Annotated in this window: 22 protein-coding genes and 1 tRNA gene; 7 read left to right on the top strand and 16 right to left on the bottom strand. The window is 67.2% G+C overall.

The window, feature by feature from the left end; genetic code table 11:
- Positions 1–126: 126 nt before the first annotated feature.
- The 7 genes from pth to V6M37_RS00750 form a co-directional block, all read right to left on the bottom strand.
- Entirely contained in the window at positions 127–747 is a 621-nt protein-coding gene (gene pth / locus V6M37_RS00780; protein WP_332670086.1) for an aminoacyl-tRNA hydrolase, read from the bottom strand.
- Positions 748–797: 50 nt separating this feature from the next.
- The gene (locus V6M37_RS00775; RefSeq protein ID WP_332670085.1) at positions 798–1409 is read right to left on the bottom strand and encodes a 50S ribosomal protein L25/general stress protein Ctc; all 612 of its coding nucleotides are present in this window, start codon (positions 1407–1409) and stop codon (positions 798–800) included.
- An 81-nt stretch (positions 1410–1490) separates the two neighbouring features.
- A complete protein-coding gene (locus tag V6M37_RS00770; protein WP_332670082.1) occupies positions 1491–2441 on the bottom strand; it encodes a ribose-phosphate pyrophosphokinase in 951 nt (316 codons plus the stop codon).
- A 76-nt stretch (positions 2442–2517) separates the two neighbouring features.
- A tRNA-Gln gene (locus V6M37_RS00765) sits at positions 2518–2594 on the bottom strand.
- A 45-nt stretch (positions 2595–2639) separates the two neighbouring features.
- Entirely contained in the window at positions 2640–3494 is an 855-nt protein-coding gene (gene ispE / locus V6M37_RS00760; protein WP_332670080.1) for a 4-(cytidine 5'-diphospho)-2-C-methyl-D-erythritol kinase, read from the bottom strand.
- Entirely contained in the window at positions 3476–4057 is a 582-nt protein-coding gene (locus tag V6M37_RS00755; RefSeq protein WP_332670078.1) for an outer membrane lipoprotein LolB, read from the bottom strand. Before V6M37_RS00755 ends, ispE begins: the two co-directional genes overlap by 19 nt.
- Positions 4054–5784: a tetratricopeptide repeat protein gene (locus V6M37_RS00750; RefSeq protein WP_332670075.1), complete on the bottom strand. Its 1731-nt coding sequence runs from the start codon at positions 5782–5784 to the stop codon at positions 4054–4056. The genes V6M37_RS00755 and V6M37_RS00750 overlap by 4 nt, the downstream gene beginning before the upstream one ends.
- Before the next feature lie 191 nt (positions 5785–5975).
- Between V6M37_RS00750 and mutM the strand changes: the two genes are divergently transcribed.
- Entirely contained in the window at positions 5976–6791 is an 816-nt protein-coding gene (gene mutM, locus V6M37_RS00745) for a bifunctional DNA-formamidopyrimidine glycosylase/DNA-(apurinic or apyrimidinic site) lyase (protein ID WP_332670073.1), read from the top strand.
- A gap of 180 nt (positions 6792–6971) precedes the next feature.
- Positions 6972–8948, top strand: coding sequence for a dynamin family protein (locus V6M37_RS00740; protein WP_332670071.1), 1977 nt, complete (start codon positions 6972–6974; stop codon positions 8946–8948).
- Positions 8949–9125: 177 nt separating this feature from the next.
- On the opposite strand, the gene V6M37_RS00735 is transcribed toward V6M37_RS00740, so the two are convergent.
- The 5 genes from V6M37_RS00735 to V6M37_RS00715 are packed head-to-tail and all read right to left on the bottom strand — an operon-like array spanning position 9126 to position 13178.
- A complete protein-coding gene (locus tag V6M37_RS00735; protein WP_332670069.1) occupies positions 9126–9380 on the bottom strand; it encodes a YfhL family 4Fe-4S dicluster ferredoxin in 255 nt (84 codons plus the stop codon).
- A 13-nt stretch (positions 9381–9393) separates the two neighbouring features.
- Positions 9394–9885, bottom strand: coding sequence for a pantetheine-phosphate adenylyltransferase (coaD, locus tag V6M37_RS00730; RefSeq protein WP_332670067.1), 492 nt, complete (start codon positions 9883–9885; stop codon positions 9394–9396).
- Positions 9882–10421 carry a 16S rRNA (guanine(966)-N(2))-methyltransferase RsmD gene (gene rsmD, locus V6M37_RS00725; protein WP_332670065.1) on the bottom strand — a complete coding sequence of 180 codons (540 nt, stop codon included), beginning with the start codon at positions 10419–10421 and terminating at the stop codon, positions 9882–9884. Before rsmD ends, coaD begins: the two co-directional genes overlap by 4 nt.
- Entirely contained in the window at positions 10418–11803 is a 1386-nt protein-coding gene (locus V6M37_RS00720; protein ID WP_442880962.1) for a M16 family metallopeptidase, read from the bottom strand. The genes rsmD and V6M37_RS00720 overlap by 4 nt, the downstream gene beginning before the upstream one ends.
- 1 nt (position 11804) lies before the next feature.
- Positions 11805–13178, bottom strand: coding sequence for a M16 family metallopeptidase (locus V6M37_RS00715; RefSeq protein ID WP_332670062.1), 1374 nt, complete (start codon positions 13176–13178; stop codon positions 11805–11807).
- A 134-nt stretch (positions 13179–13312) separates the two neighbouring features.
- Between V6M37_RS00715 and ftsY the strand changes: the two genes are divergently transcribed.
- From ftsY to V6M37_RS00695, 4 genes are all read left to right on the top strand, one after another.
- Positions 13313–14566 (top strand): signal recognition particle-docking protein FtsY, encoded by a 1254-nt coding sequence (gene ftsY / locus V6M37_RS00710; RefSeq protein ID WP_332670060.1) that lies wholly within the window; start codon positions 13313–13315, stop codon positions 14564–14566.
- On the top strand, positions 14563–15225 hold the full coding sequence (locus V6M37_RS00705) for a cell division ATP-binding protein FtsE (RefSeq protein ID WP_332670059.1): 663 nt from the start codon (positions 14563–14565) through the stop codon (positions 15223–15225). Before ftsY ends, V6M37_RS00705 begins: the two co-directional genes overlap by 4 nt.
- Positions 15222–16124: a permease-like cell division protein FtsX gene (ftsX, locus tag V6M37_RS00700; RefSeq protein ID WP_332670057.1), complete on the top strand. Its 903-nt coding sequence runs from the start codon at positions 15222–15224 to the stop codon at positions 16122–16124. The genes V6M37_RS00705 and ftsX overlap by 4 nt, the downstream gene beginning before the upstream one ends.
- 230 nt (positions 16125–16354) lie before the next feature.
- Positions 16355–17485 (top strand): radical SAM/SPASM domain-containing protein, encoded by a 1131-nt coding sequence (locus tag V6M37_RS00695; RefSeq protein ID WP_332670054.1) that lies wholly within the window; start codon positions 16355–16357, stop codon positions 17483–17485.
- Between the two features lie 93 nt (positions 17486–17578).
- On the opposite strand, the gene V6M37_RS00690 is transcribed toward V6M37_RS00695, so the two are convergent.
- The 4 genes from V6M37_RS00690 to V6M37_RS00675 form a co-directional block, all read right to left on the bottom strand.
- On the bottom strand, positions 17579–18895 hold the full coding sequence (locus V6M37_RS00690) for an MFS transporter (RefSeq protein ID WP_332670052.1): 1317 nt from the start codon (positions 18893–18895) through the stop codon (positions 17579–17581).
- A gap of 238 nt (positions 18896–19133) precedes the next feature.
- Positions 19134–19526: a hypothetical protein gene (locus V6M37_RS00685; protein ID WP_332670051.1), complete on the bottom strand. Its 393-nt coding sequence runs from the start codon at positions 19524–19526 to the stop codon at positions 19134–19136.
- A 12-nt stretch (positions 19527–19538) separates the two neighbouring features.
- Positions 19539–20372, bottom strand: coding sequence for a formate dehydrogenase accessory sulfurtransferase FdhD (locus V6M37_RS00680; RefSeq protein WP_332670049.1), 834 nt, complete (start codon positions 20370–20372; stop codon positions 19539–19541).
- 10 nt (positions 20373–20382) lie between these two features.
- Complete coding sequence (locus V6M37_RS00675) at positions 20383–20727, bottom strand: SDR family oxidoreductase (RefSeq protein WP_332670046.1); 345 nt, start codon at positions 20725–20727, stop codon at positions 20383–20385.
- A gap of 563 nt (positions 20728–21290) precedes the next feature.
- On the opposite strand from V6M37_RS00675, the gene V6M37_RS00670 reads away from it, so the two are divergent.
- Entirely contained in the window at positions 21291–23168 is a 1878-nt protein-coding gene (locus tag V6M37_RS00670) for a 2-oxoacid:acceptor oxidoreductase subunit alpha (protein ID WP_332670044.1), read from the top strand.
- Positions 23169–23176: the final 8 nt, after the last annotated feature.

Raw genomic sequence — 23176 nt, 5'->3', positions numbered from 1 at the left:
ACGTCATACGGTTCAGTGCAACCCGGACGACGGAAGCGATGGCGAAACCCTGGTGAAAAGCGCCGACACGGCGATGGATCGGGCGAAGGAAACCGGCCGTTGCGCGTAGCGGTTCCGTTCCCGGGTTCACTGAACCGGGGGATCCTTCGCTTTCGGCGGCTTCAGCGGAGCCGGCCGCACGTTGAGCCGCGTGCTCGCAGCATTCCAGTCGCCGTGCGCGATCGTCGACCAGGCGGCGAGCGCCCGCTCGAGCGCTTCTTCAATCTGCGCCTGTTCTTCCCGGCGCGCGGGCTTGAGAACGTAGTTCGCGACGTCGTTGCGATCGCCCGGGTGGCCGATGCCGACGCGCAGGCGCCAGTAATCGTTCGTACCGAGGTGGGCGGACGTGTCCTTGAGCCCGTTGTGGCCGCCCAGGCCGCCGCCGAATTTCAGCCGCAGCTGGCCGGGAGGGATGTCGAGTTCGTCATGGACGACGAGGATTTCGGCCGGAGCGATGCGGTAGAACCGCGCCAGCGCGCCGACCGCCTGACCTGACCGGTTCATGTACGTCTGCGGCATCAGCAGCCAGATGCCGGCGTCGCGCGCGTTCGCGACGAAGCCGTGAAAGCGGGATTCGTGACTGAAGTGCGCGCCGAGCTTGTCGGCGAGCTGCTCACAAAACCAAAACCCGGCGTTGTGCCGGGTTCCGGTGTATTCGGCGCCGGGATTGCCGAGGCCGACGACGAGGCGCGGTGTCGCGCTGCTCATCGAATCGGCCTCTGCCCGGCCGCGTCATGCTGCGGACGCAACTCGCAGCCTCAGGCCGCTTCGCCTTCGCCTTCGGCGGCTTCTTCCGCCGCCGCGCCCTTGACCATCAGCGCGGTCGCGACGACCGGGTCGCCTTCGCCATGCTGGACGATCGTGACGCCTTCGGGCAGCTTGAGCTGCGACACGTGGACCGAATCGCCGGCCCCGAGGTCCTTCAGGTCGACTTCGACAAACGCCGGCAGGTTGGCCGGCAGGCACTCGACGTCGAGCTCGGTGATCGTGTGCGAAACCATGCAGCCGCCGAGCTTCACTGCGGGGCAGACGTCGGCATTGACGAAGTGGAGCGGCACCTTGAGGTGCAGCTTGTGGCTCGCGTCGACGCGCTGGAAGTCGAGGTGCAGGACCTGCTGCCGGAACGGATGCCACTGCGTATCACGCAGCACGGCGGTATGTTTCGTGCCTTCGAGGTCGATCGACAGCACCGAAGCGTGGAACGCTTCTTTCTTCAGCAGGTGATACAGCTCGTTGTGGTCGACTGCGATCGCCTGCGCGTCGGTGTCCGCACCGTAGATGATGCCCGGGATCTGGCCGGCGCGACGCAGGCGGCGGCTCGCACCCGTGCCCTGTTCCACGCGCTTGGTGGCCTTGAATTCGATTTGCATTGCAATGGCTCCTGATTGAAACAACGATCCGCCCGCGACCAGGCGGAGGGTGGAGTCCCCGGCTTGCGCCGGGGACGAAATTCATTCCATGAAGAGCGAGCTGACGGATTCCTCGTTGCTAATCCGTAGCATCGTGTCCGCGAGCAGTGAGGCGACCGATACCTGACGGATGCGCGGGCAGGCTTTTGCGTCGTCGCGCAGCGGGATCGTGTCGGTGACGACGAGCTCGTCGAGGTCCGATTCGCTGATCCGCGCGACCGCCGAGCCGGACAGCACCGCGTGCGTGCAATACGACAGCACACGCTTCGCGCCATGTTCCTTGAGCGCGCTCGCGGCCTTGCACAGCGTGCCGGCGGTATCGACGATATCGTCCATGATCACGCAGGTGCGGTCCTTGACTTCGCCGATGATATTCATGACTTCGGAGACGTTCGCCTTCGGACGCCGCTTGTCGATGATCGCGAGGTCGCATTCCATGCGCTTTGCGAACGCGCGCGCCCGCACGACGCCGCCGACGTCGGGGGAGACGACGAGCAGGTCGTCGTATTTTTGCTTGTCGAGATCCGCGAGCAGCACGGGCGCGGCATAGACGTTATCGACCGCGATGTCGAAGAAGCCCTGGATCTGGTCGGCGTGAAGGTCCATCGTCAGTAGGCGCTGCACGCCGACGGCCTGGAGCATGTTCGCGACGACCTTCGCGGTGATCGGCACGCGCGCCGAACGGGGGCGGCGGTCCTGGCGGGCGTAGCCGAAGTAGGGAATCGCGGCGGTGATGCGGCCGGCCGACGCGCGCTTCAACGCATCGACCAGGACCAGCAGTTCCATGAGGTTTTCGTTGGTCGGCGAACAGGTCGGCTGCAGGACGAAAATGTCCTTGCCGCGGACGTTTTCCAGCAGTTCGATATTCACTTCGCCGTCGGAGAAACGACCGACCGTGGCCGACCCGATGGAAATACCCAGTCTGCGCACGACATCCGCCGCGAGTTTGGGGTTGGCGTTGCCGGTGAAGACCATCAGGCTGCCATAGGCCATGTCCGAAGCTCCGATGCCGATAGAATGGCTTGATAAAAACAATACGGGCAGGCCCGTGGCCTGCCCGTATCAATGCTGGCTGGGGAAGAAGGATTCGAACCTTCGAATGCCGGAATCAAAATCCGGTGCCTTGACCAACTTGGCGACTCCCCAGTAAAACCTGTTTTCAGTACAACCAGTCGAAACCGTTTCGCCCGCTCAATCGACCCAATCGTGCAGCGGATGCTGCGCGAGGCTTCTTGCCTTCCAGGCCCGGATTCGTCCGGGACAGCTTTCGACGATGCGCTGTGCATCGCTTTCGCTCGCCACCTGCGCGAACACGCAGGCGCCTGATCCGGTCATTCGGGCCGGCGCGAATTGCGACAGCCAGTCGATTGCTGCACTCACCTCGGGATACCGATTGCAGGCGACTGCCTGCAAGTCGTTTCGGGTGGTGCTTGCTGCGAAGTCCGTAATTTTGAGGGGTTCCGTATCTCGCGTCAACTCTTCGGCGGAGAAAATTTCGGCGGTCGGCACGGTGACCGGAGGCGCGACGACGACGTACCACGCGGGCGGCAACTCGATCGCCTTCAGGTCCTCGCCGACGCCTTCGGCGAACGCGTCGCGGCCGAAAATGAAGAACGGCACGTCGGCACCGAGACGCAGGCCCAGCGCCGCGAGCTGCCCGCGGTCCAGTCCGGTGCGCCACAGCCGGTTGAGCGCGATCAGCGTGGTCGCCGCGTCCGAACTGCCGCCGCCGAGCCCGCCGCCCATCGGAAGCCGTTTGTCAACGGAGATGTTCGCGCCGGCACGGCAGCCGCTCGCCGTCTGCAGGGCGCGGGCGGCGCGAACGACGAGATCCTGCGCGGCGGGGACGCCCGGGATGTCGGAGACGCGCTCGATGCGCCCGTCGTCGCGCAGTTCGAACGACAGCCTGTCGCCCCAGTCGAGCAGGCGGAATGCGGTCTGCAGCAGGTGATAGCCGTCGGCCCGGCGTCCGATGACGTGGAGGAAGAGATTCAGCTTCGCCGGCGCGGGGCAGTCGATGAGGCGGGTCAGGTGAGCGGTGTCCATTGGTCGATGATCAGGCGGATGCGCGTGTCGCCCCAGGTCGCATCGATTCGCCGGGGCGCTGCGCCGGGGGTGACGTCGAGGTATTCGGTGTACTCGATGATCCAGCCTGCGTCGGAAACCCGCGCCGGCCGGCCGATCGCGTCGACGCTGAGCACGCGCGCCCCGGGGCGCGGCGACGCCTGCACCCAAGAGGCGAGCCCGTCGAGCGGCGCCGAAACGCCGAGCAGGCGGGGGAGCATCGTGCGCGCGTCTTCGTCTTCCTGGACCGTGCCGTCCGCGGTCAGCAGGCGTGCGCCGAGCGGCGTGCTGACGAGCTGGGCGACGATCTGGCCGAGCGGGCTCATCACCGTCCATTCGTCCATCGCCGGCGAATGCGCCCATAGCAGGCTGCCGTTGGCGGCGCGGTTGCCGTCGCTCGCGGCGATCCGGCCCTCGAGTTCGAACGCGGGCATCAGGGGACGGCTGACGTGGGTGACCTCCGCGGCGGGTGGCTGGATTGCGCAGCCGTGAAGGATGCCGGCGCCGAGGGTGGCGATGAGCGCGAGCCGGAGACTTCGACTCATCGGTTGTCGAATCGCTGCATGACGTTCTTGAGGACGGAATTGTCAGGATGCGCGCGCAGCGCTTCGTTCCAGACGCGCGTCGCGTCCGCTTCCCGCTTCATCGCCCACAGGACTTCGCCGAGGTGGGCGGCGATTTCCGGGTCGGGCCGCAGGCCGTACGCCCGTTCGAGATGGCGCAGCGCCTCTTCGGGATTTCCACGCCGGAAGCGGACCCAGCCCATGCTGTCGAGAATGAACGGGTCGCCCGGCGTCAGTTCGAGCGCGCGCGTGATCAGCGACTCCGCCTCTTCGAGCCGTTCGCCCCGGTCGGCGAGCGAGTAGCCGAGTGCGTTGTGCGCGTGGGCGTGGTCGGGCTTGAGGGCGATCAGCTTGCGCAGCCGGCCCTCCATGACGCCCGTACTGCCCATCTGTTCCGCGAGCATTGCCGATTCGTAGAGCAGGTCCGGGTCGTCGGGCGTCTGCCGCAGCTCCGCGTCGAGCAGCGCGAACGCCTCCGATTCGTTGCCGGCGGTCCTCAGCAGTTGGGCTTCGGCGATGCGCAGGCGTTTGCGCGTGTCTTCGTCCGCGTCGATGCGTTGCAGATGTTCGCGCGCCTCCTTCAGTTTGCCCTCGCCCGCGAGCACCGACGCGATGCGCACCTGCGCGTCGAGATGGTTTCGCCCCTGCTCGACGCTGCGGTACCACTGCAGCGCGCGCGCCGGGTCATTGCGGCGTTCGGCGATCTGGCCGAGGTTCAGCCGGATGCCGTTCGCCTCGGGATGACCCGCCTCCAGCGCGCGTTCGAGCAGCGGCACGGCGGCGTCGTAATCCTCGAGTTGCGCCGACAGCAGACCGACCGCGTACATAAGGTCGCGGTCTTCGGGCGCGGCGTCGAGCAGCGTGCGGAATTGATCGCGTGCGGCGTCGAACTCGCGTGCGGACACGAGGGCGCGGGCATACGTCAGCCGCGTGCTCCGGCTTTCGGGGTTGCGGTCGAGGTGTGCCTTGAGAAGGGCGAGGGCGTCGTCGGGCGCGTCGCCCTGCGCGAGCAGCTGCGCCTTGAACAGGATCGCCGGTTCCCAGTCGGGGCGAAGCTTCAATGCGGTCTCGATGGCCGCGAGCGACTCCATTTCGTCGTCGGTCGCGATCGCCGCCTGGGCGCGCGCGAAATGCGCTTCGGGACGGTCCGCGTAAGGCTCGGTCAAGCGATGGATGATCTCCTTCACCGCCGCCTTGTCGGTCACGCGCGCGAACGCACGATTGAGGCTCATCAGGTGATTCTCGATCTGCTCGGGCGACTGCGCGAGCAGCCGGGCAAGCTGGATTTGCACCTGGTCGAGTTCTTCGGCGCCGCCGGAAAGGACGTTCGCGAGCACGCGGCGCGCCTCGCCGGATTCGGGCTCGGCCTCGGCCCAGATGCGGGCGGCTTCGGCCGCCGCCTGCGTGTCGCGCGCGAACAGCGCGACTTCGACCGCGCGTTTGGCGATGCGCGGGTCGCGCGTGCGCTGCGCGAGATCGAGATAGGCTTGGAGCGAGACATCGACCTGGCCGCGCGCTCCGGCGATCTCGGCGAGCAGGAAGGTGTACAGCACGCGCGGCGACAGCTCCTGCGCCGGAAGGGAAGCGTCCGCCGCGGCCGTTGCCGGGAGGTCCTCGCCCAACGCGCCGTCCGTCTGCGCGAATGCCGGAACGGCAAGGGCGACGCTGAGCCCGAGACAGGCGGTCAGCAGCGAAAGGTGTCGATTCATGTTGATGGCCCTGGGGGATTCCGTGAAACTTCAGCCCGGCTGCCGAGGCTGTGGCGGACTGGGTGCTGTGGCCTGAGTGGCCTGAAAGTCGGTTAGAAGGGCTGGACGGGATTGCGTTCGCCCGATGTTATGCAGTTTCACGTCGCATCGGCAAGCGCGCCGCCTGCCGCTGCATTCAGTACGGAATTCCGATGCCCGAGCTCCCGGAGGTCGAAACTACGTGCCGCGGTATCCGCCCGCATGTTTGCGGTAGGCGGGTGACGGAAGTGCGGGTGCGCGATCCCAGGTTGCGGCAGCCGGTGCCGCCGGATCTCGCCGCCCGCACCGTCGGCGAGCGGCTCGACGCGGTCAGGCGGCGCGCGAAGTATCTGCTGCTCGACTTCGCGCAAGGGAGCGTCATCGTGCACCTCGGGATGTCCGGCAGCCTGCGTGTCATCCGTGCGGACGAGCCGGCCGGACGGCACGATCATGTCGACTTCGTCTTCGGCGACGAGGCCTTGCGCCTGCGTGACCCGCGCCGCTTCGGCCTCGTGCTGTGGCAAGCGGGCGACGTGCTGTCGCATCCGCTGCTCGCCGGCTTGGGCCGCGAGCCGCTCGAGGACGGTTTTGCGGGGGAGACGCTCCGCGAGTTGATGCAGGGAGTGCGTGCGCCGGTCAAGCAGGCGTTGATGGACGCGCGACGCATCGTCGGCGTCGGAAATATCTACGCATCCGAGAGCCTCTTTCGCGCGCGGATCCACCCGCTCGAACCTGCCGGGAAAATCGGTCCGCGGCGTGCGGCACGGTTGGCGGGCGAGATCCGCGCCACCCTCGTCGCCGCGATCGCCGCAGGCGGCAGTACCTTGCGGGATTTCGTCGGGAGCGACGGGCGGCCCGGCTATTTTCAGCAGGACTATTTCGTCTATGGGCGGGAAGGTCAGCCTTGCCGCGTCTGCGGGTCGCCGATACGGCGAATCGTTCTCGGCCAGCGCTCGACGTTCTTCTGTCCGCGCTGCCAGCGACTCTAAAGCGCCGTGCCTCACATCGCGGGGCCATCGCGTCGGCAGGTGAGGTCGACGCTCGTCGCGCCCGATTCGCCGTCCATCGCGCTGCGGACCTTCCCGATTGGTGTGCGTCCAAAAGGCGGTTATGCTGGCGCCGTTTGTAACAGGTTGTGCCGGCGTTCGGCGCAAAGGTGTGAGGCGGTCATGAGCCTGGTGGATCAATTCTCGGCCTACAGTCAGTGGCGCGCCGGCGCATCGTCGGCGGTCGCCCGGTTGCGGCAGTGGCTGGCGCGCAACGAGATCGGCGACGCGCAGGGCGACCTGCGCCTGCAGTACGTGCTCGACCGGCTGCGCGACGATAAATTGACGGTGGCCTTTGTCGCCGAATTCTCCCGCGGCAAGTCCGAGCTGATCAACGCGATCTTCTTCTCCGACTATGGCGACCGCGTGCTGCCTTCGGCCGCCGGCCGCACGACGATGTGTCCGACCGAGCTGCAATGGAATGCGGGCGCGCGAGCGGAGATCCGGATGCTGCCGATCCGCTCGCGGGCGACCCACGCGAGCGTCTCGGATCTGAAGCGCATGCCCGAGGAATGGCTCGCGCTCCCGCTTGAGTCCGGCTCGGTCGCGGCGCTCCAACAGGCTTTTTCGCGCGTCGGCGAAACGGAGCGGGTGTCGCAGGATGAGGCGCGACAGCTCGGTTTCGAAGTCGATCCGAAAGGCGAAACGGGGCTCAGGCCGGGGGCGGACGAACTTGTCGAAATCCCGAGCTGGCGACACGCGGTGATCCAGTTCCCGCATCCGCTGCTCGAGCAGGGGCTCGTCGTACTCGACACGCCGGGCCTGAATGCGATCGGCGCGGAGCCGGAACTCACGTTGTCGTTGCTGCCGAACGCGCACGCGGTGCTGTTCATCCTCGCCGCCGACACCGGCGTCACGCAGAGCGATCTGGCGATCTGGCGCGAATACGTGCACACCGGCCCGGCGCGCAGGAAGGGGCGGCTCGTCGTGCTGAACAAGATCGACGGGCTGTGGGACGGTCTGCGCGACGACGCCCGGATCTGCGAGGAGATCGATCGGCAAGTCGCCTCGGTTGCCGAAACACTCGACATCGACGCGCGGCATGTGTTTCCGGTTTCCGCGCAAAAGGGGCTCGTCGCCCGCATCCAGCGCGAGCAGGCGCTCCTCGAACGCAGCCGCCTGTCGGAACTCGAGCGCGCGCTGACCGAAGACCTGCTGCCGACGAAGCAGGAGATCGTGCGCGACGGCACGCTCGCCGAGACCGACGACCTGATCGCGCAGACGCGCGAGCTGCTCGATGCCCGGCTTGCCGGATTGCGCGAGCAGTTGCAGGAACTGACCGATCTGCGCGGCAAGAACCAGAGCGTCATCGAATACATGATGCGCAAGATCCGCTCGGAAAAGACCGAGTTCGAGCAGGGTCTGCAGAAGTATTACGCGGTGCGCAGCGTGTTCTCGAACCTCACGAACAATCTGCTCGCGCACCTCGGCATGGACGCGCTGCGCGACGAGACGCGCCGCACGCGCGAGGCGATGCTCGAGTCCACGTTCTCGAAGGGACTCCGCGCCGCGATGGAAGGCTTCTTCGCGCATCTGCGCAGCAACCTCGCGCGCTCGTCGGACGAGATCACCGAGATCACGCGAATGCTCGACAGCATGTACAAGCGCTTCAGCGTCGAACACGGGCTCAAGCTGACGGCGCCGGAGGCGTTTTCGACGCTGCGCTACGAGCGGGAACTCGACCGGCTCGAAGCTGCGTTCAACCGCCAGATCAATACGGCACTGGCGCTCGTGACGACCGAAAAGCACGCGCTGACGCAGAAGTTCTTCGAGACGGTCGCGGTCGAGGCCCGTCGCACGTTCGAAGTTGCGAACCGGGATGTCGAGCACTGGCTGCGCGCGGTGATGTCGCCGCTCGAGACGCAGGTGCGCGAGTACCAGTTGCAGCTCAAGCGACGCCTCGAAAGCGTCAAGCGGATCCACCAGGCGACCGACACGCTCGAAGACCGCGTCGCCGAACTCGAGCAGGCCGAAGCGGCGATGCTCGCGCAGCTAGACGAACTGGCGGGACTCGAGGCCGCGATCCGCGCGGTGCTGGGCGCGACGATGGCGGCGGCAGCCGGCGGCGACGCCGGTGACGGAAGCGCTCGCGCCGCGTGACGGAGACCAGCGTGGCGGGCAGGAGAAAGAAGGCGCGCCGGCGCCGCAACGACGCATCGCCGCCGTCGGCCGCTCGCCCACCGAGCTGAACGGCCGCGTGTAAACACGAAACGGACCTCGCGGTCCGTTTCGTTCCACCAGGGGCTCGCCGCCTCTCGGCGCGAGCCGCGCGTCCGATCAGGCCTTTTCGCTCGTCAGGCGCAGGAACTTCTCCATCAGCTGTTCCTTCGATTCGACCACATCCGGATTCAGCGGGATGCAGTCGACCGGACAGACCTGCTGGCACTGCGGCTCGTCGAAGTGGCCGACGCACTCGGTGCACTTGTTCGGGTCGATCTCGTAAATCTCGTCCCCCTGGGCAATCGCGCCATTGGGACATTCCGGCTCGCACACATCGCAGTTGATGCATTCGTCCGTGATCATCAGGGCCATCTTTACTTCCTCGCTATCGCTTCAAAGATACTTTTTGCAGCAGCCTTTCGTTGACCATCGGCTGTACAAACTTGCTGACGTCGCCGCCCATGCGGGCGATTTCCCGAACCATCGTGGCCGAGATGAACATGTATTCGTCGGCCGGCGTCAGGAACACGGTTTCGACGTCCGGAAACAGCTTTCGGTTCATTCCGGCCATCTGGAACTCGTACTCGAAGTCGGACACCGCCCGCAGGCCGCGCAGGATCAGGCGTGCGTTGCGCGCCTTCAGAAAATTCATCAGCAGCCCGTTGAAGCCGGTGATCTCGACGTTCGGGAACGGAGAGAGCACTTCCCGGGCGATCTCGACGCGTTCCTCGAGCGTGAAGATCGGCGCCTTCCCGCTGCTCTCGGCGACTGCGACGACGACTTTGTCGAACAGCAACGACGCCCGCCGCACCAGATCCTCGTGGCCACGCGTAAACGGGTCGAACGTTCCGGGATAAATCGCGACCCCTTCCTTCATTCCTGCCTCCGCTCCAACAGATGGAAATGGACCTGGCCGGCCCGGCCCTGCTTCGTCGTTCGCCAGGCGCCCAGCCCGGTCACCGGGGCTTCCGACTCCGCGTAGAGCCACCCGTCCGGTTTGAGAACCCGCTCCAGCCACGGCTCGAGCCGGGCAAGCCAGCCTTGCTTGTAGGGAGGGTCGAGAAACACTACGTCGAACTGCTTCGACGCGTTTTGCGCGAATCTTACCGCATCGCCCCGGATCACCTCTACCCGCGCCGCGTCGAGGGTTATTGCGGCCTGGCGGAGCGCGGCGAACGCGCGCGGGTCGTGCTCGACGATCGTCACTGCCGAGGCGCCACGGGAGGCGGCCTCGAAACCGAGGATGCCTGAGCCGCCGAAGAGGTCGAGGCACGCTCGGCCGGTGAGGTCCTGCCCGAGCCAGTTGAACAGCGTTTCGCGAACCCGGTCCGGCGTCGGCCGCAGGCCGGGGACATTCGCGACGTCGATGAGGCGCGAGCGCCACTCGCCGCCGACGATGCGCACCCGGCTCAATTGCCGTGTCCGGCCTTCGACGCCGCAGGAGTGCGGCCGGCGTCGTTCGCGGCGCTGTCGCCGTCGCCGCCGGCGACGACCGTGACGAGGTTCTCGTCGCGGATGCGCCGCGAGAACGCATCCCGCACGGCGTCGACCGTCACCGCCGCGACGCGCTGCGGATAGGTGTCGAGCCAGTCGAGCGGCAGCCCGTAGAAGCCGATCATCGACACGTAATCGAGGATTTTCCGGTTCGAGTCGAGCCGCAGCCCGAAGCCGTTGATCATGTTGTCCTTCGCGGCCTGCAACTCCTCGGCGGTCGGGCCCTGCGCGACGAACTCGTCGAGCACCGCCTGCGTGAGCTTCAGGGCCTCGTCGGCCTGGCTGCCGCGCGTCTGCAGGCCGATTTCGAAGGGGCCGGCGACCCGCTGCGGCTGGAAGGAGCTGTACACGCTGTACGCGTAGCCGCGCTTTTCGCGGACTTCCTTCGTCAGGCGCGACACGAAGCCGCCGCCGCCGAGGACGTAGTTGCCGACGAGCAGCGGGAAATAATCGGGGTCGTCGCGCGAGATGCCCGGCATCCCCATCGCGATATGGGCCTGCGCCGACGGGTGTTCGATGTGCCGGACCGCGCGCGCGGGCATCTGTGGCGGGGGCAGCGCGGCCGGAGCGGTTCCGCGCGGCAGTCCGTCGGTCAGGCGGGTCGCGATGCGTTCGGCCTGGCTGCGGCTGACGTCGCCGACGATCGCAACGGACGCGGCGCCGGCAGTGTAGCGTGCGGCATGGAACGCGACGAGCTGGTCGCGCGTGATGCGCTGCAGCGACTCGATCGTCACGAGCTGTCCGTACGGATGGTTGCCGTATATCGCGCTCGTGTAACCGCGCGCGGCGATCGTGTCGGGCCGCGTCAGCGCGTCGCGCAATGCGGCGATCGAGCGGGCGCGCTCGCGTTCGAGCGCTTCGGGCGGGAAGGTCGGCGTGGACAGCAGCCGCGCCGTGAGACCCAGCGCCGCTTCGCGTTCGGCGTCGCTCGACAGCGTGCGCAGCGACAGCGTCGCCATGTCGAGATCGGCTCCGCCGCCGACCCGTGCGCCGGTGTCGGCGATCGCTTCGGCGATCTGCTGTTCGTTCATGCCCTCGATTCCGGCGTCGAGCAGGCTACGGGTCAGGCCGGCGACGCCGGCGCTGCCTTCGGGCGCATACGCGCCGCCGGCCGGGAACGCGACCTGGATGTCGATGAGGGGCAGCGCGCGGGTTTCGACGAAATATACGCGCGCGCCGCTGGCCGCGGTCCAGTGCTGGATGTCGGGCCCGGCGACGGCCGCATGGGCGCACGCGACGGCGGCCAAGGCAACGAGGGCGTGAGCAAAGCGACGCATTTTCGCGGTCATGTTTTCGTTCATCTCAGTGCCTCATCCCCGGTTTCGCGGAACGCGGCGGTTGATCGGCGAGCGGCAGCGGATCGAGCTGTGCGCGGGTGAGCGTCGTGTCGACGAAATACTTGCGCGCGACCGCCTGGACTTCGGCCGCGGTCACGCGCCGCACGCCTTCGAGCAGCTTCGGCTCGTCGCGCCAGGAAAGCCCGGTCGATTCGAGGAAGCCGATCTCCATCGCCTGGCCCATCAGCGAGTCGCGCTTGTAGACCTGTCCGGCGATCGTCTGCGTCTTCACGCGCTGCAATTCGTCTTCGTCGATGCCGTCCGACTGGATGCGGGCGATTTCGGCACGCAATGCGGCTTCGATGTCGGCGACGCTCTTGCCGGGAGCCGGCGACGCGTCGAGGGTGAAGAGCGACGGGCCGCGGCCGGTCCCGTCGTATCCCGCGCCGACCGCGACCGCGACGCGGGTCTCGCGCACGAGGCGGCGCGGCAGCCTGGCGCCGTCGTAGCCGTCGAGCACCGCCGCGAGCACCTGGAGCGCGAAGACCTCGCGGTCGTTGTCCGGATTGCGCAGCGTGGGCGCCCGCCATGCGAGCGCGACGTACGGCAGATCGGCCGGGGCCTTGACGACGGTCTCGCGCGGACCGCGCTGCTCCGGCTCGGCCGAGATCCGCCGTGCGGGCAGGTCCCGGGCGGCGAGCGGACCGTAATGCTTGCGCGCGAGGTCGAAAACCGCTTCATGGGCGACGTCGCCGACGACGACGAGGCGGGCATTGTTCGGCGCGTACCAGTGCTTGTGCCACGCCCGCGCGTCGTCCGCGGTCATCGAACCGAGGTCGGTCATCCAGCCGATGATCGGGCGGCCGTACGGATTGGCCTGGAACGACGTCGCCATCAGCTGTTCATGCACGAGCGAGCGCGGCTCGTCCTCGGTGCGCAGGCGCCGCTCTTCCTTGACGACTTCGAGTTCCGGCGCGAACAGCGAATCCGTGATTTTCAGGTTTGCCATCCGGTCGGCTTCGAGCATCATCATCTCGCCGAGCCGAGCCGGCGGAATCTGCTGGAAATACGCGGTGTAGTCGTGCGACGTGAAGGCGTTGTCGCGCCCGCCGACCGCGGCCACGCGCTTGTTGAACTCGCCGGGGCCGACGTTCTCGGTGCCCTTGAACATCATGTGTTCGAGCAGATGCGCGATTCCCGAGACGCCGGCCGGCTCGTCCATCGCGCCGACGCCGTACCACACCATATGAACGACCGACGGTGCGCGGCGGTCTTCCTTCACGATGATCTTCATGCCGTTTTCGAGCGTCGTCTCGAACGGGTTCGCGTGAAGCGGGCCGGCCGCGGCGAGCAGCGTCGCGGCCAGCACGGTGATGCGGGGAAAGGGCAGACGAAACATGGGGATGTCCTGCATCTGGTAGAATTCGCGGCTTGCGGCGCGGAGAAGTCCGGCCGATCGAGCAGCAGCATCTTAGCGTTATTGGGATTTCGGCGCCGGCCGAAGTTCGAACGTCATCAAAGACCCGATTACTCATGTTTGGTTTTCTGAGAAAGAAGCCGCCGAAGCCCGACGTGGCCGAAGCGAAGGTCGAGCCCGCCGACGACGCTGCGGCTGCCGCGGCCGCGCAGGCGCGCGAGGCCGAGGCGGTGCCGGAGGTCGAGCGTCCCGCTCCCGTCGAAGCCGCCGAGGTCCCGGGCGTCGCGCCCGAGCCGCCGGCCGCCGGACCGGCCGCACCCGAGCCGGCAATCGAGCAGCCCGCCGTCGAACCGACCGCCGTCGAACCGACCGCCGTCGAACCGACCGCCGTCGAACCGCCGGCGCCGAAACAGTCCTGGAGCGACCGGCTGAAGGCCGGCCTGAGCCGCACCCGGCAGCAGATCGGCGGCGGACTTGCGAACCTCTTCGGTCGCCGCAAGATCGACGAGGACCTCCTCGAGGAGCTCGAGTCGACGCTGCTGATGGCCGACTGCGGCGTCGAGGCGACGCAGCACCTGCTGACCGAACTGCGCAAGCGCTGGAAACGCGACCGGCTCGAAACCGCGGACCAGCTGCAGAAGGCGCTCGCCGACGAGCTTCTCGCGGTGCTCGCGCCGCTCGAGGAGCCGCTCGACGTGTCCGGCCACAGCCCCTACATCATCATGATCGCCGGCGTAAACGGATCGGGCAAGACGACGTCGATCGGCAAGCTCGCGAAGTATTTCCAGTCGCACGGCAGGAGCGTGCTGCTCGCCGCAGGCGACACTTTTCGCGCCGCCGCGCGCGAGCAGCTGATGACCTGGGGCGAGCGCAACAACGTGACCGTCGTCGCCCAGGAGGGCGGCGACTCGGCCGCGGTGATCTTCGACGCGATCAACGCGGCGAAGGCGCGGCGGATCGACGTCGTGCTCGCCGACACCGCCGGCCGCCTGCCGACCCAGCTCCACCTGATGGACGAGATCGCGAAGGTCAAGCGCGTGATCGGGAAAGCCGTGTCGACCGGGCCGCACGAAGTGCTGCTCGTGCTCGATGCGAACATCGGCCAGAACGCGCTCGCGCAGGTGAAGGCGTTCGACGCGGCGGTCGGCGTGACCGGCCTCGTCGTCACGAAGCTCGACGGCACCGCGAAAGGCGGCGTCGTCGCAGCGATCGCGCGCCAGTATCCGCGGCCGCTGCGCTTCATCGGCGTCGGTGAGGGGATCGACGACCTGCAGCCGTTCAACGCGCGCGAATTCGTCGAGGCGCTTTTCGAGGCCGCACCGGGCAACGGCGCGGGCAACGGCGCGAACGGAGCCCGCGGCGCGGCATGATCGTTTTCGAAGAGGTCGTGAAGCGCTACCCCGGCGGCTATACGGCGCTCGCCGGTGTAAGTTTCGAGATCCGCCACGGCGAACTCGCGGTGCTGTCCGGCCATTCGGGCGCCGGCAAGAGCACGCTGTTGAAACTCATCGCGGCGATCGAGCGCCCGACGAGCGGCTCGGTGCGCATCAACGGCCAGGACGTCGCGCGCCTGCGCCCGCGTGCGGTCCCGTACCTGCGACGCAACCTCGGCCTCGTGCTGCAGGAGAGCCGCCTGCTGTACGACCGCAGCGTGTTCGACAACGTGATGCTGCCGCTCGTGATCACCGGCCATCCGCCGCGCGACGCGGCGAAGCGGGCTGCGGCGGCGCTCGAACGCGTCGGGCTCGCGGGACGCGACCGCGAGATGCCGGCGGGGCTCTCCGGCGGCGAGCAGCAGCGCGTCGCGATCGCGCGGGCGATCGTCAATCGGCCGTCGGTGCTGATCGCCGACGAGCCGACCGCGCACCTCGATGCCGCGTACGCGAGCGAGATCGCGAGCCTGTTCAAATCTTTCAACGCCGCGGGCGTCACCGTGCTCGTCTCGACGCATGACGATCGGCTGTTCGCGGAGCACAAGCCGCGCCGCTTCGTCCTCGGCAAGGGCCTGCTTGTCGGAGCGCCGGCATGACGAACTGGTTCTATCTGCATGCGCGCGCGTTCGCGCTCGCGTTGAAGCGCCTCGCATCGCAGCCGCTCGGCACGCTGCTGTCGGCGCTCGTCGTCGGCATTGCGCTGTCGTTGCCCGCGGCGGGCTACCTGCTGCTCGACAACGTCGCGTCGCTCGCGCGCGGCGTCTCGGGCACGCCGGAAATCAGCCTGTTCATGACGCAGGACGCGTCCGCCGCCGAGATCGCCGCGGTCGAGCGGCGCCTGCGCGCCGATGCCGAACTCTCCGGCTTTCGCCACGTGCCGAAGGACGAAGCCTTGCGGCAGCTCGAGCAGAGCGGGCTCGGCGACGTGCTCGGCGGGCTCGCGGCGAACCCGCTGCCGGACGCGTTCATCGCGATGCCGCTCGGGGACGACCCCGCGATGTACGACGCGCTGCATGCGCGCTTCGCCGCGTGGCCCGGCGTCGCACACGTGCAGCTCGACTCCGCGTGGGTCAAGCGCCTGCACGCGCTGCTCGGGCTCGGGCAGTCGGCGGTGCTGCTGCTCGCCGGACTCCTCGGCTTCGCGCTCGTCATCGTCACGTTCAACACGATCCGGCTGCAGATCCTCACGCAGCGCCACGAGATCGACGTGAGCCGGCTGCTCGGCGCGACCGACCGCTTCATCCGCCGCCCGTTCTACTGGTTCGGCACGCTGCAGGGCCTGCTCGGTGGCGTCGTGGCGCTCGCGACCGTGTGGGCCACCGTGCGGGCGCTCTCCGGACCGGTTTCAAGCCTCGCCGAGACCTATGGCGCGGTGTTTTCGCTGACCGGCCCCGGCCTGCACGAAAGCGCGGCGATCCTCGGCTTCGCGGCCTTCCTCGGCTGGCTCGGGAGCGCGATCTCGGTGCGGCGGCATCTCGCGGAACGGCTGACCTAGTCGTCGTTATTCCGCGCTGCGACGGCATACGCGGTTTTCGGCCGTCCCGGGCCGCGACTGCTTTCGGCAGCGCCGCGTTGCCGGTCGCCGACGCGTGACAGTTCCGCGACACGGTGTGTCCGACGCTCGACGAGCGGTCGATGGGACGGCCGACCGGGTCGCGGCATCGACGACTCGTTATAATCGCGCGCCCGAACCCGTCATAACAACGCCAGAACAACGCCCCCGCCATGAATGCGCCCGAACTCCGCTCGCCGATCGTCGGCAACCGCGTCGAACTCAACATCTTCACGACGCTGTCCTGCAACCTGAAATGCTCGTACTGCTCGATCGCCGTCGGGGACGTGGTCGGCTCGCAAGGGAAGGCCGAGTACTCGCTCGACACGCTCGATACCTTCGTCGCGACGCATCTCGCCGACAAGGAGATCTACGTCACCTTCTACGGTGGCGAGCCGACGTTGAACATCCCGTTCATCGTCGCGCTGATGGAGCGGCATCCGACCTGGCGCTATCAGTTGCAGACGAACGGCACGCTGCTGCACCGGCTGCCCGACGCCGTGCTCGCGAAGCTGTCGAACATCCTCGTGTCCGTCGACGGCGCCGAGCATACGACCGACCACTACCGCGGCCGCGGAGTCTATCGGAAAGTCACGTCGAACCTCGAGAAGATCCGGCCGAAGGTCGGCGGCAAGCTCACCGCGCGAGTGACCTGGGGGCACGAGGACATCAGCTTCGACGAGCTCGACAGCCTGCTGCCGACTTTCGACTACGTCTACTGGCAGTTCGCGCAGGCGCACGGCTTTTATCGCCCCGAGCATTTGCGCCGCAAGAAGGCTTCGCTCAGGCAGCTGATCGACAAGTTCTTCGCGACCGACGGCCTGTATCCATTCATTCCCTTGATGGGCACGGTCCGTAACAAGGTGCTGCCGTCGCGCGCGCAGGAGACTTGCAGCGGCCAGACGCAGTGCCGCGCGTCGACGCACATCCTGAACATCCTGCCCGACGGGCGCATCTTCCCGTGCCCGGACCTGACGCACCGCCCAGAGCTTCAGAGCGGCGACCTCACTAAAAACTGGCTGAAGCCGAGCCCGCTGCAGCCCGCACCCGAAATGCCATGCGACGGCTGCGAAGCGTTCGCGTTCTGCCGCCGCAACTGCATGAAGAACCTCTACGTCGGCTATGTGCTCGACGACGCGCCGTATCGGCAACGGGTCGTCGAACCGATCTGCGAACTGGTGAAGTTCATGGGCGCGGAGATCGACCGCCGCGACCCGCACGCGTGGTACGCGAACGCTTCGCTCGCGGTGCGGCGCGAGATTTCGGACTGCGAGATCTACGAGTACGTCGAAGTGATGCCGTAACTCGGGCCGACGAGGACCGGCAGTCGGCGGCACGCGTGAGCGAGACACGCGCCGCCGGCGTGGGCAGGCGGTCGCATTCGGTGTCCGAGGCGATCACCCGCGACTGACGGCCGATCCGGGGCGAAGCCGACAAAGGTCGGCTTCATAACGGCGATAACCGATCGCAAACGCGACCGACGCGGGAAGCGCTACCAGTGGCGTCAACTGCATCGCGGCGAGCAAGCCCATGCGATCGCCTAGGATTCCGGCGACGAAGGGCCCCGGCGCCAGGCCGAGGAGGTTGTTGGCGAGGGTCAGCGTCGCGAAGGCCGTCGCATGGATCGAGGGGTGCGTAAGGTTTGCGACCATCGCGCCCGCGGGACCTGTCGTACCGGCCACGAAGAACATGCCCAGGCCGATCGCGGCGAATTGCGCGGGCCCGGGCGGCAGTGAGAAGCCGGCGACCAGCAAGACACAGGAAGCGATCGAGTAGGCAATCGCCATCATCCATTTGCGGGCGGGGTGAGTGCGGCACAGGCGGTCCGTGATGATGCCGCATCCGGTCATGCCTATGGCGCCGACCAGCACGAAAGCGGCAGCGACCAGCCCGGCCTTGTCCGCGGAAAGCGCGTAATAGCGGTTGGCGTAGCTCGGCAACCACGCGATCATCGCCGCCATCGTGAAGAGTTGAAGGCCGCTGCCGATATAGGCGCAGACGACCGAGACCGAGCAGAACAGCGACGCCAGCAGTCGGCGCAGCGACGCGAAGCCGAAGCGCCGCGCCGTCCCGCCGCCCCCGGCGCCGACCCCTCCTGCGGGCAGGCGCGCTTCCGTGACGATCAGCGCATAGAGCATGACGAGCGCGAGGCCGAACAACGCGATCGCGCCGAAGGCCCAGCGCCATCCGAGGTGGGAGGAAACGACACCGCCCAGACCCATTCCCAGCACCGAGCCGACCGCGCCGCCCGCCATGAAGGCGCCGGTCAGCGACGAGCGCAGATGCGGCGGAAAGAGGCTGAGGATCAGCGCAATGCCGACGCTGCCGTAGGCCGCCTCACCGAGGCCGACGAAGAAGCGGGCGGCGAACATCTGCCCGTAGCCGTCGGCCACGGCGCAGCCCATCGTCGCCAGGCTCCATAGCGCGGCCATCAGCACGATGCTGCGCACGCGCCCCCAGCGGTCGGCGAGCACCGACAGCGGAAAGCTGAGGATCCCGACGAGCAGCGCGACGATGCTGTTCAAGGAGCCGAGCTGCGTGTCGGACAGCCCCCATTCGGCTTTCAGGACCGGAAAGACGGCGTTCAACACCTGCCGCGACATGTAGTCGGAGATCAGCAGTCCGAAGGTCAGCGCAAAGACGATCCACGCAAAGCGGCGGGAAACGCCATGGATATACGGGATCGTGCTCGCGTCGGCGACGTGGGTTGCCAAGGTTGTCTCCTCGAATTGCGCTCGGCTCGGGGCGGCGCCGTGGCAGCGGGCCGCCGGTGTCCGGCTTAATTATGTTCATGTTGCAGGAACGGCCGAGCGATGCGCTCCGTCCGGTGATCCCTGTTCGGACCAAACCGTCGGCCAAAGCGGCGGAGCTTGGATCGGAGCGACGATGCGTGCCACATCAGGTGGGGGACGATCCGTTCCCGCCAAAGCGGAGCGATGGGGACGGTTCGGCTCAGGCGGCCGTCGATGGGGCGTCGCTCATGCGCACGTAGATGGTGCCGACGTCCGGGATGACGACGCGCGGGCCGGAGCGGCGGACCGGGGCCGAGCCCGAGCCGCAGCCCCCGGAACTGCAGGCGGCAGCGCTGGCGGTCGAACTGCAGGAGCCGGGCCCGCAGCCGCCCGAGGGGGCGACCGAGCCGTCGTCTCCGTCATCGACATAGGGCACGACCTCGACTTCGTAGCCCTTCGCCTTGTACTTCGCGACCAGCTCGGAAAGCCGTGGTTCGCCGATCTGCATCATGCGCATGTAGCCGGCACGTTCGAGGCGCTCGTGAAGGGCGTCGATTTCGTCCGGGCGATCGGTTCGGAGCAGGCTGAGAGGAATGACCTTTTTCGTCGTCATGATTCCGGTTCCTTATTTCGTGAAGTCGATCCGCTCGCTGCCGTTGAACACGAGGAAGCGTTCGTTCCAGGCCCGTCCGATCAGCGTCAGGCCACCGTGGCGCGCGATATCGAGCCCCCTTTCGGTGGTGCCCGAGCGGGAGATCAGCACCGGGATGCCCATCTCGACGGTCTTGATGACCATCTCCGAGGTGAGCCGGCCGGTGGTGTAGAAGAGCTTGCGGCTGCCCGCGCCGTTACCGCTTCGGCCTTCCAGCCACATCAGCCCCGAGATCGAATCGACCGCGTTGTTGCGGCCGATGTCCTCGACGTGGTGCAGGATGCGTTCGCTGTCGGCAAGCACGCAGCCGTGCACCGCGCCGCAGCGCTTGTAGACGGTATCGAGCTGGCGTACCTGCTCAAGCAGCGCGAAGACGGTCGAGCGCGCAACCCGGAAGCCGTCGTCGTGCAGCGGCTGGAGGCGCTCCAGCGCGTTGCCGAACTGCGTGCCCTGGCCGCACCCCGAGGTGACCGTGCGCCGGAGCAGCAGATCCTCGCAGCGCTCGCCGGCGTCACCTCGGTACGTGCTCACGGCGGCGACGCTGACCTCCCAGCTCACGTGAAGCTCGGCGATGTCTCGGATGTCATCGATCAGGCGCTGATTGCGCAGGTAGCCGAGTACCAGCGCCTCGGGGTTCTGCCCGAGCGTCATCAGTGTGACGATCTCGCGCTTGTCGAGATAGATCGTCAGGGCGCGCTCGCCGGGAAGCTGCGTCGCCATCGGCTGGCCGTTCTGGTCCAGCACGACGCCGGGGACGGCCGGTTCGCAGCGGGCGTGTGAGAGGAAGGGGCGGCGTTCCATCAGCATGGGAGTCTCCTCACGGTTGGGCGCTTGCGCCGCGCCATCTTTGGACAGATACACCGACGAGGCCATCCTCCAGGCGGCCGCCGTCGGAGACGCCGGCGTTGTTCGCTAGCACGTCGAGGCCACGCCAGTCGGCGGTGATGCGTTGGGCGGCGGCCGCGAAGTCCTCGGGTTTGGTGACGTCGAGCAGCAGTTCCATGGCTTCGCCGCCGGCGGCGCGTACCAGATCGGCGGTTTGCTTGACCCCCGCCGGATCAAGGCCACTCACGGCGACCTTCCAGCCGCGCTGGGCGCGGCCCAAGCCGCTGGTGGTGCCGGCGATCAGAACCCGCGGGAAACGCTGTTCGAGTGTGCTCATCGTGAATTCCGCCGGTCGTTAAACAATGAACCGTCCGGAAGAATTCGCGGGCGCTCGCAGGCACCCGGAATGCAGGCCATTCCTGGTCATGGCGGTGTCTCCTCCGTACTGATTCGTTCTTTTGTGCGACCACGTTAAGCAATCTGGCGAGGCCGTGATTGACCTGCTGGGACATCGCCTTGACATTTGGTGCTAGCCGAAGGGCCACGTCGGGTGCGCGCGTAGGCCATCCCCACGACCCGCAAGGGGATCACCGCCCCCCACCCATCCGGTGGGGGCTGGACAGCCGGATGGGGCACTCGCAAACGCGCTTCGGCGGTAACCGAAATCCGCTCCGGCCCCATGTCCGATGCGGCATTCCGGGGAATCAGGATTTGGCCCCGGACTCGATCCGCAAGCCTCACGGCCTTGCCCCCAGGTGAGACGTCAGGTCAAGAAATTGGCGCGTCGGGTCAATCGGCGGCCTCATTGCAAAGCGCCTAATCGATTCCGTCAAACGACGTGTGGCTGACCTTGCGTGCCTCGGTCGCCGCACTCCAATAACGGACATCAGGTGCTTTCGTATGACTACTCAAACCATGACGCGGGACGAGACCAGGGTCGTCGGCGGTGAAATTCAGAAGACCCGCCCGATCGAGGAGATCAAGAGCGTCGTCATCCGCTTCGTCGGCGATTCGGGCGACGGCATGCAACTCACGGGCAACGAGTTCTCGAAGTCGGTGGCCAGGGCGGGCCACGATTTCGCGACGCACCCCGATTACCCGTCCGAAATCCGCGCCCCGACCGGCACGCTGTTCGGCGTGTCCGGCTACCAGATCCAGTTTTCTTCGGGGCAGGTATTTACGTCGGGTGATGCGCCGGACGTGCTCGTCGCGATGAACCCCGCGGCGCTCAAAACCAACCTGCCGGACGTCAAGCACGGCGGGATGATCATCGCGAACAGCGGTGCCTTCAACAAGACGAACCTGCAAAAGGCCGGATACCAGAGCAATCCGCTCGACGACGAAACGCTGACCGATTTCCGCCTCTATCGGATCGACATCTCCGAATTGACGGCGCTGGCGCTCAAGGATTCCGGGGTCTCGAAAAAGGAGGTCGGCCGCTGCAAGAACTATTACGCGCTCGGCCTGATGCTCTACCTGTACGGCCGGCCGATCGAGGACGAAGAACAGAACATCCGCGCGAAGTTCGCGAAGAAGCCGGAGATCGCCGAGGCGAACGTGATCACGCTGCGCGCGGGCTACGCCTACGCGGAATCGACCGAGATGTTCGTCAGCACGTACCAGGTGCGCGCCGCGGACATCAAGCCCGGGCGTTATCGCAGCCTCACCGGCAACCACGCCGCCGCCCTCGGTTTCGCGGCGGCGTCGGAACTCGCCGAGGTGCCGCTCTTCCTCGGCTCGTATCCGATCACGCCGGCCACCGACATCCTGCAGGAACTGTCCGCACTGAAACACTTCAACATCACGACCTTCCAGGCCGAGGACGAGATCGCCGGCATCTGCTCGGCGATCGGGGCCGCCTACGGCGGCGTGCTCGGGCTGACGACGACGTCCGGGCCCGGCATGGCGCTGAAGACCGAGGCGCTGGGACTTGCGGTGATGCTCGAACTGCCGCTTGTCGTCACCAACGTGCAGCGCGCCGGCCCCTCGACCGGCTTGCCGACCAAGGTCGAGCAGTCCGATCTGCTGCAGGCCGTCTATGGGCGCAACGGCGAGTGTCCGATTCCCGTGATCGCCGCCCGTTCGCCGGCCGACTGTTTCGACTGCGCGATCGAAGCCTTCCGCATCGCGGTGAAGTACATGACGCCGGTGATCTTCCTGTCCGACGGCGGCATCGGCAACGCGGCCGAGCCGTGGCGGATCCCCGATCCGGCGGACCTGCCGCCGCTCGAGGTGAAGTTCCGCACCGATCCGGAAGGCTTCCAGCCCTATGCGCGCGACGAGAACCTCGCGCGCGCCTGGGTGCGGCCCGGCACGCCCGGAATGGAGCACCGCGTGGGCGGCCTGGAGAAGCACTTCCTCAGCGGCAACATCTCGCACGACCCGATCAACCACCAACGCATGGTCGATGTGCGAGCCGCGAAGGTCGCGGGCATCGCGCAGGACATTCCGCCGCTGCAGGTTGAAGGTCCGCATAGCGGCGACTTGCTGATCGTCGGCTGGGGCAGCACCTACGGCTCGATCGTGCAGGCGCGCGAGCAGGCCGAAGCCGCCGGCAAGTCCGTCGCGCACGTGCATCTGCGCCACCTCAACCCGCTGCCCGCCGACCTGGGCGACATCCTCGCCCGCTACAAGACCGTGCTCGTGCCGGAACTGAACCTCGGGCAGCTCTCGAAGCTGCTGCGCGAACGCTACCTGCGCGATGTGATCGTCATGTCCAAGGTGCAGGGAAAGATGTTCAAGGTGTCCGAAATCTACGACCGAATCCTGGAACGCTGAGGAACCGA

The sequence above is a fragment of the Aromatoleum sp. genome (genome assembly GCF_036675785.1).
Taxonomy (GTDB): domain Bacteria; phylum Pseudomonadota; class Gammaproteobacteria; order Burkholderiales; family Rhodocyclaceae; genus Aromatoleum.
Note: the sequence above shows the minus strand (reverse complement) of the source record. Positions and strands in the feature narration are given on the sequence as shown.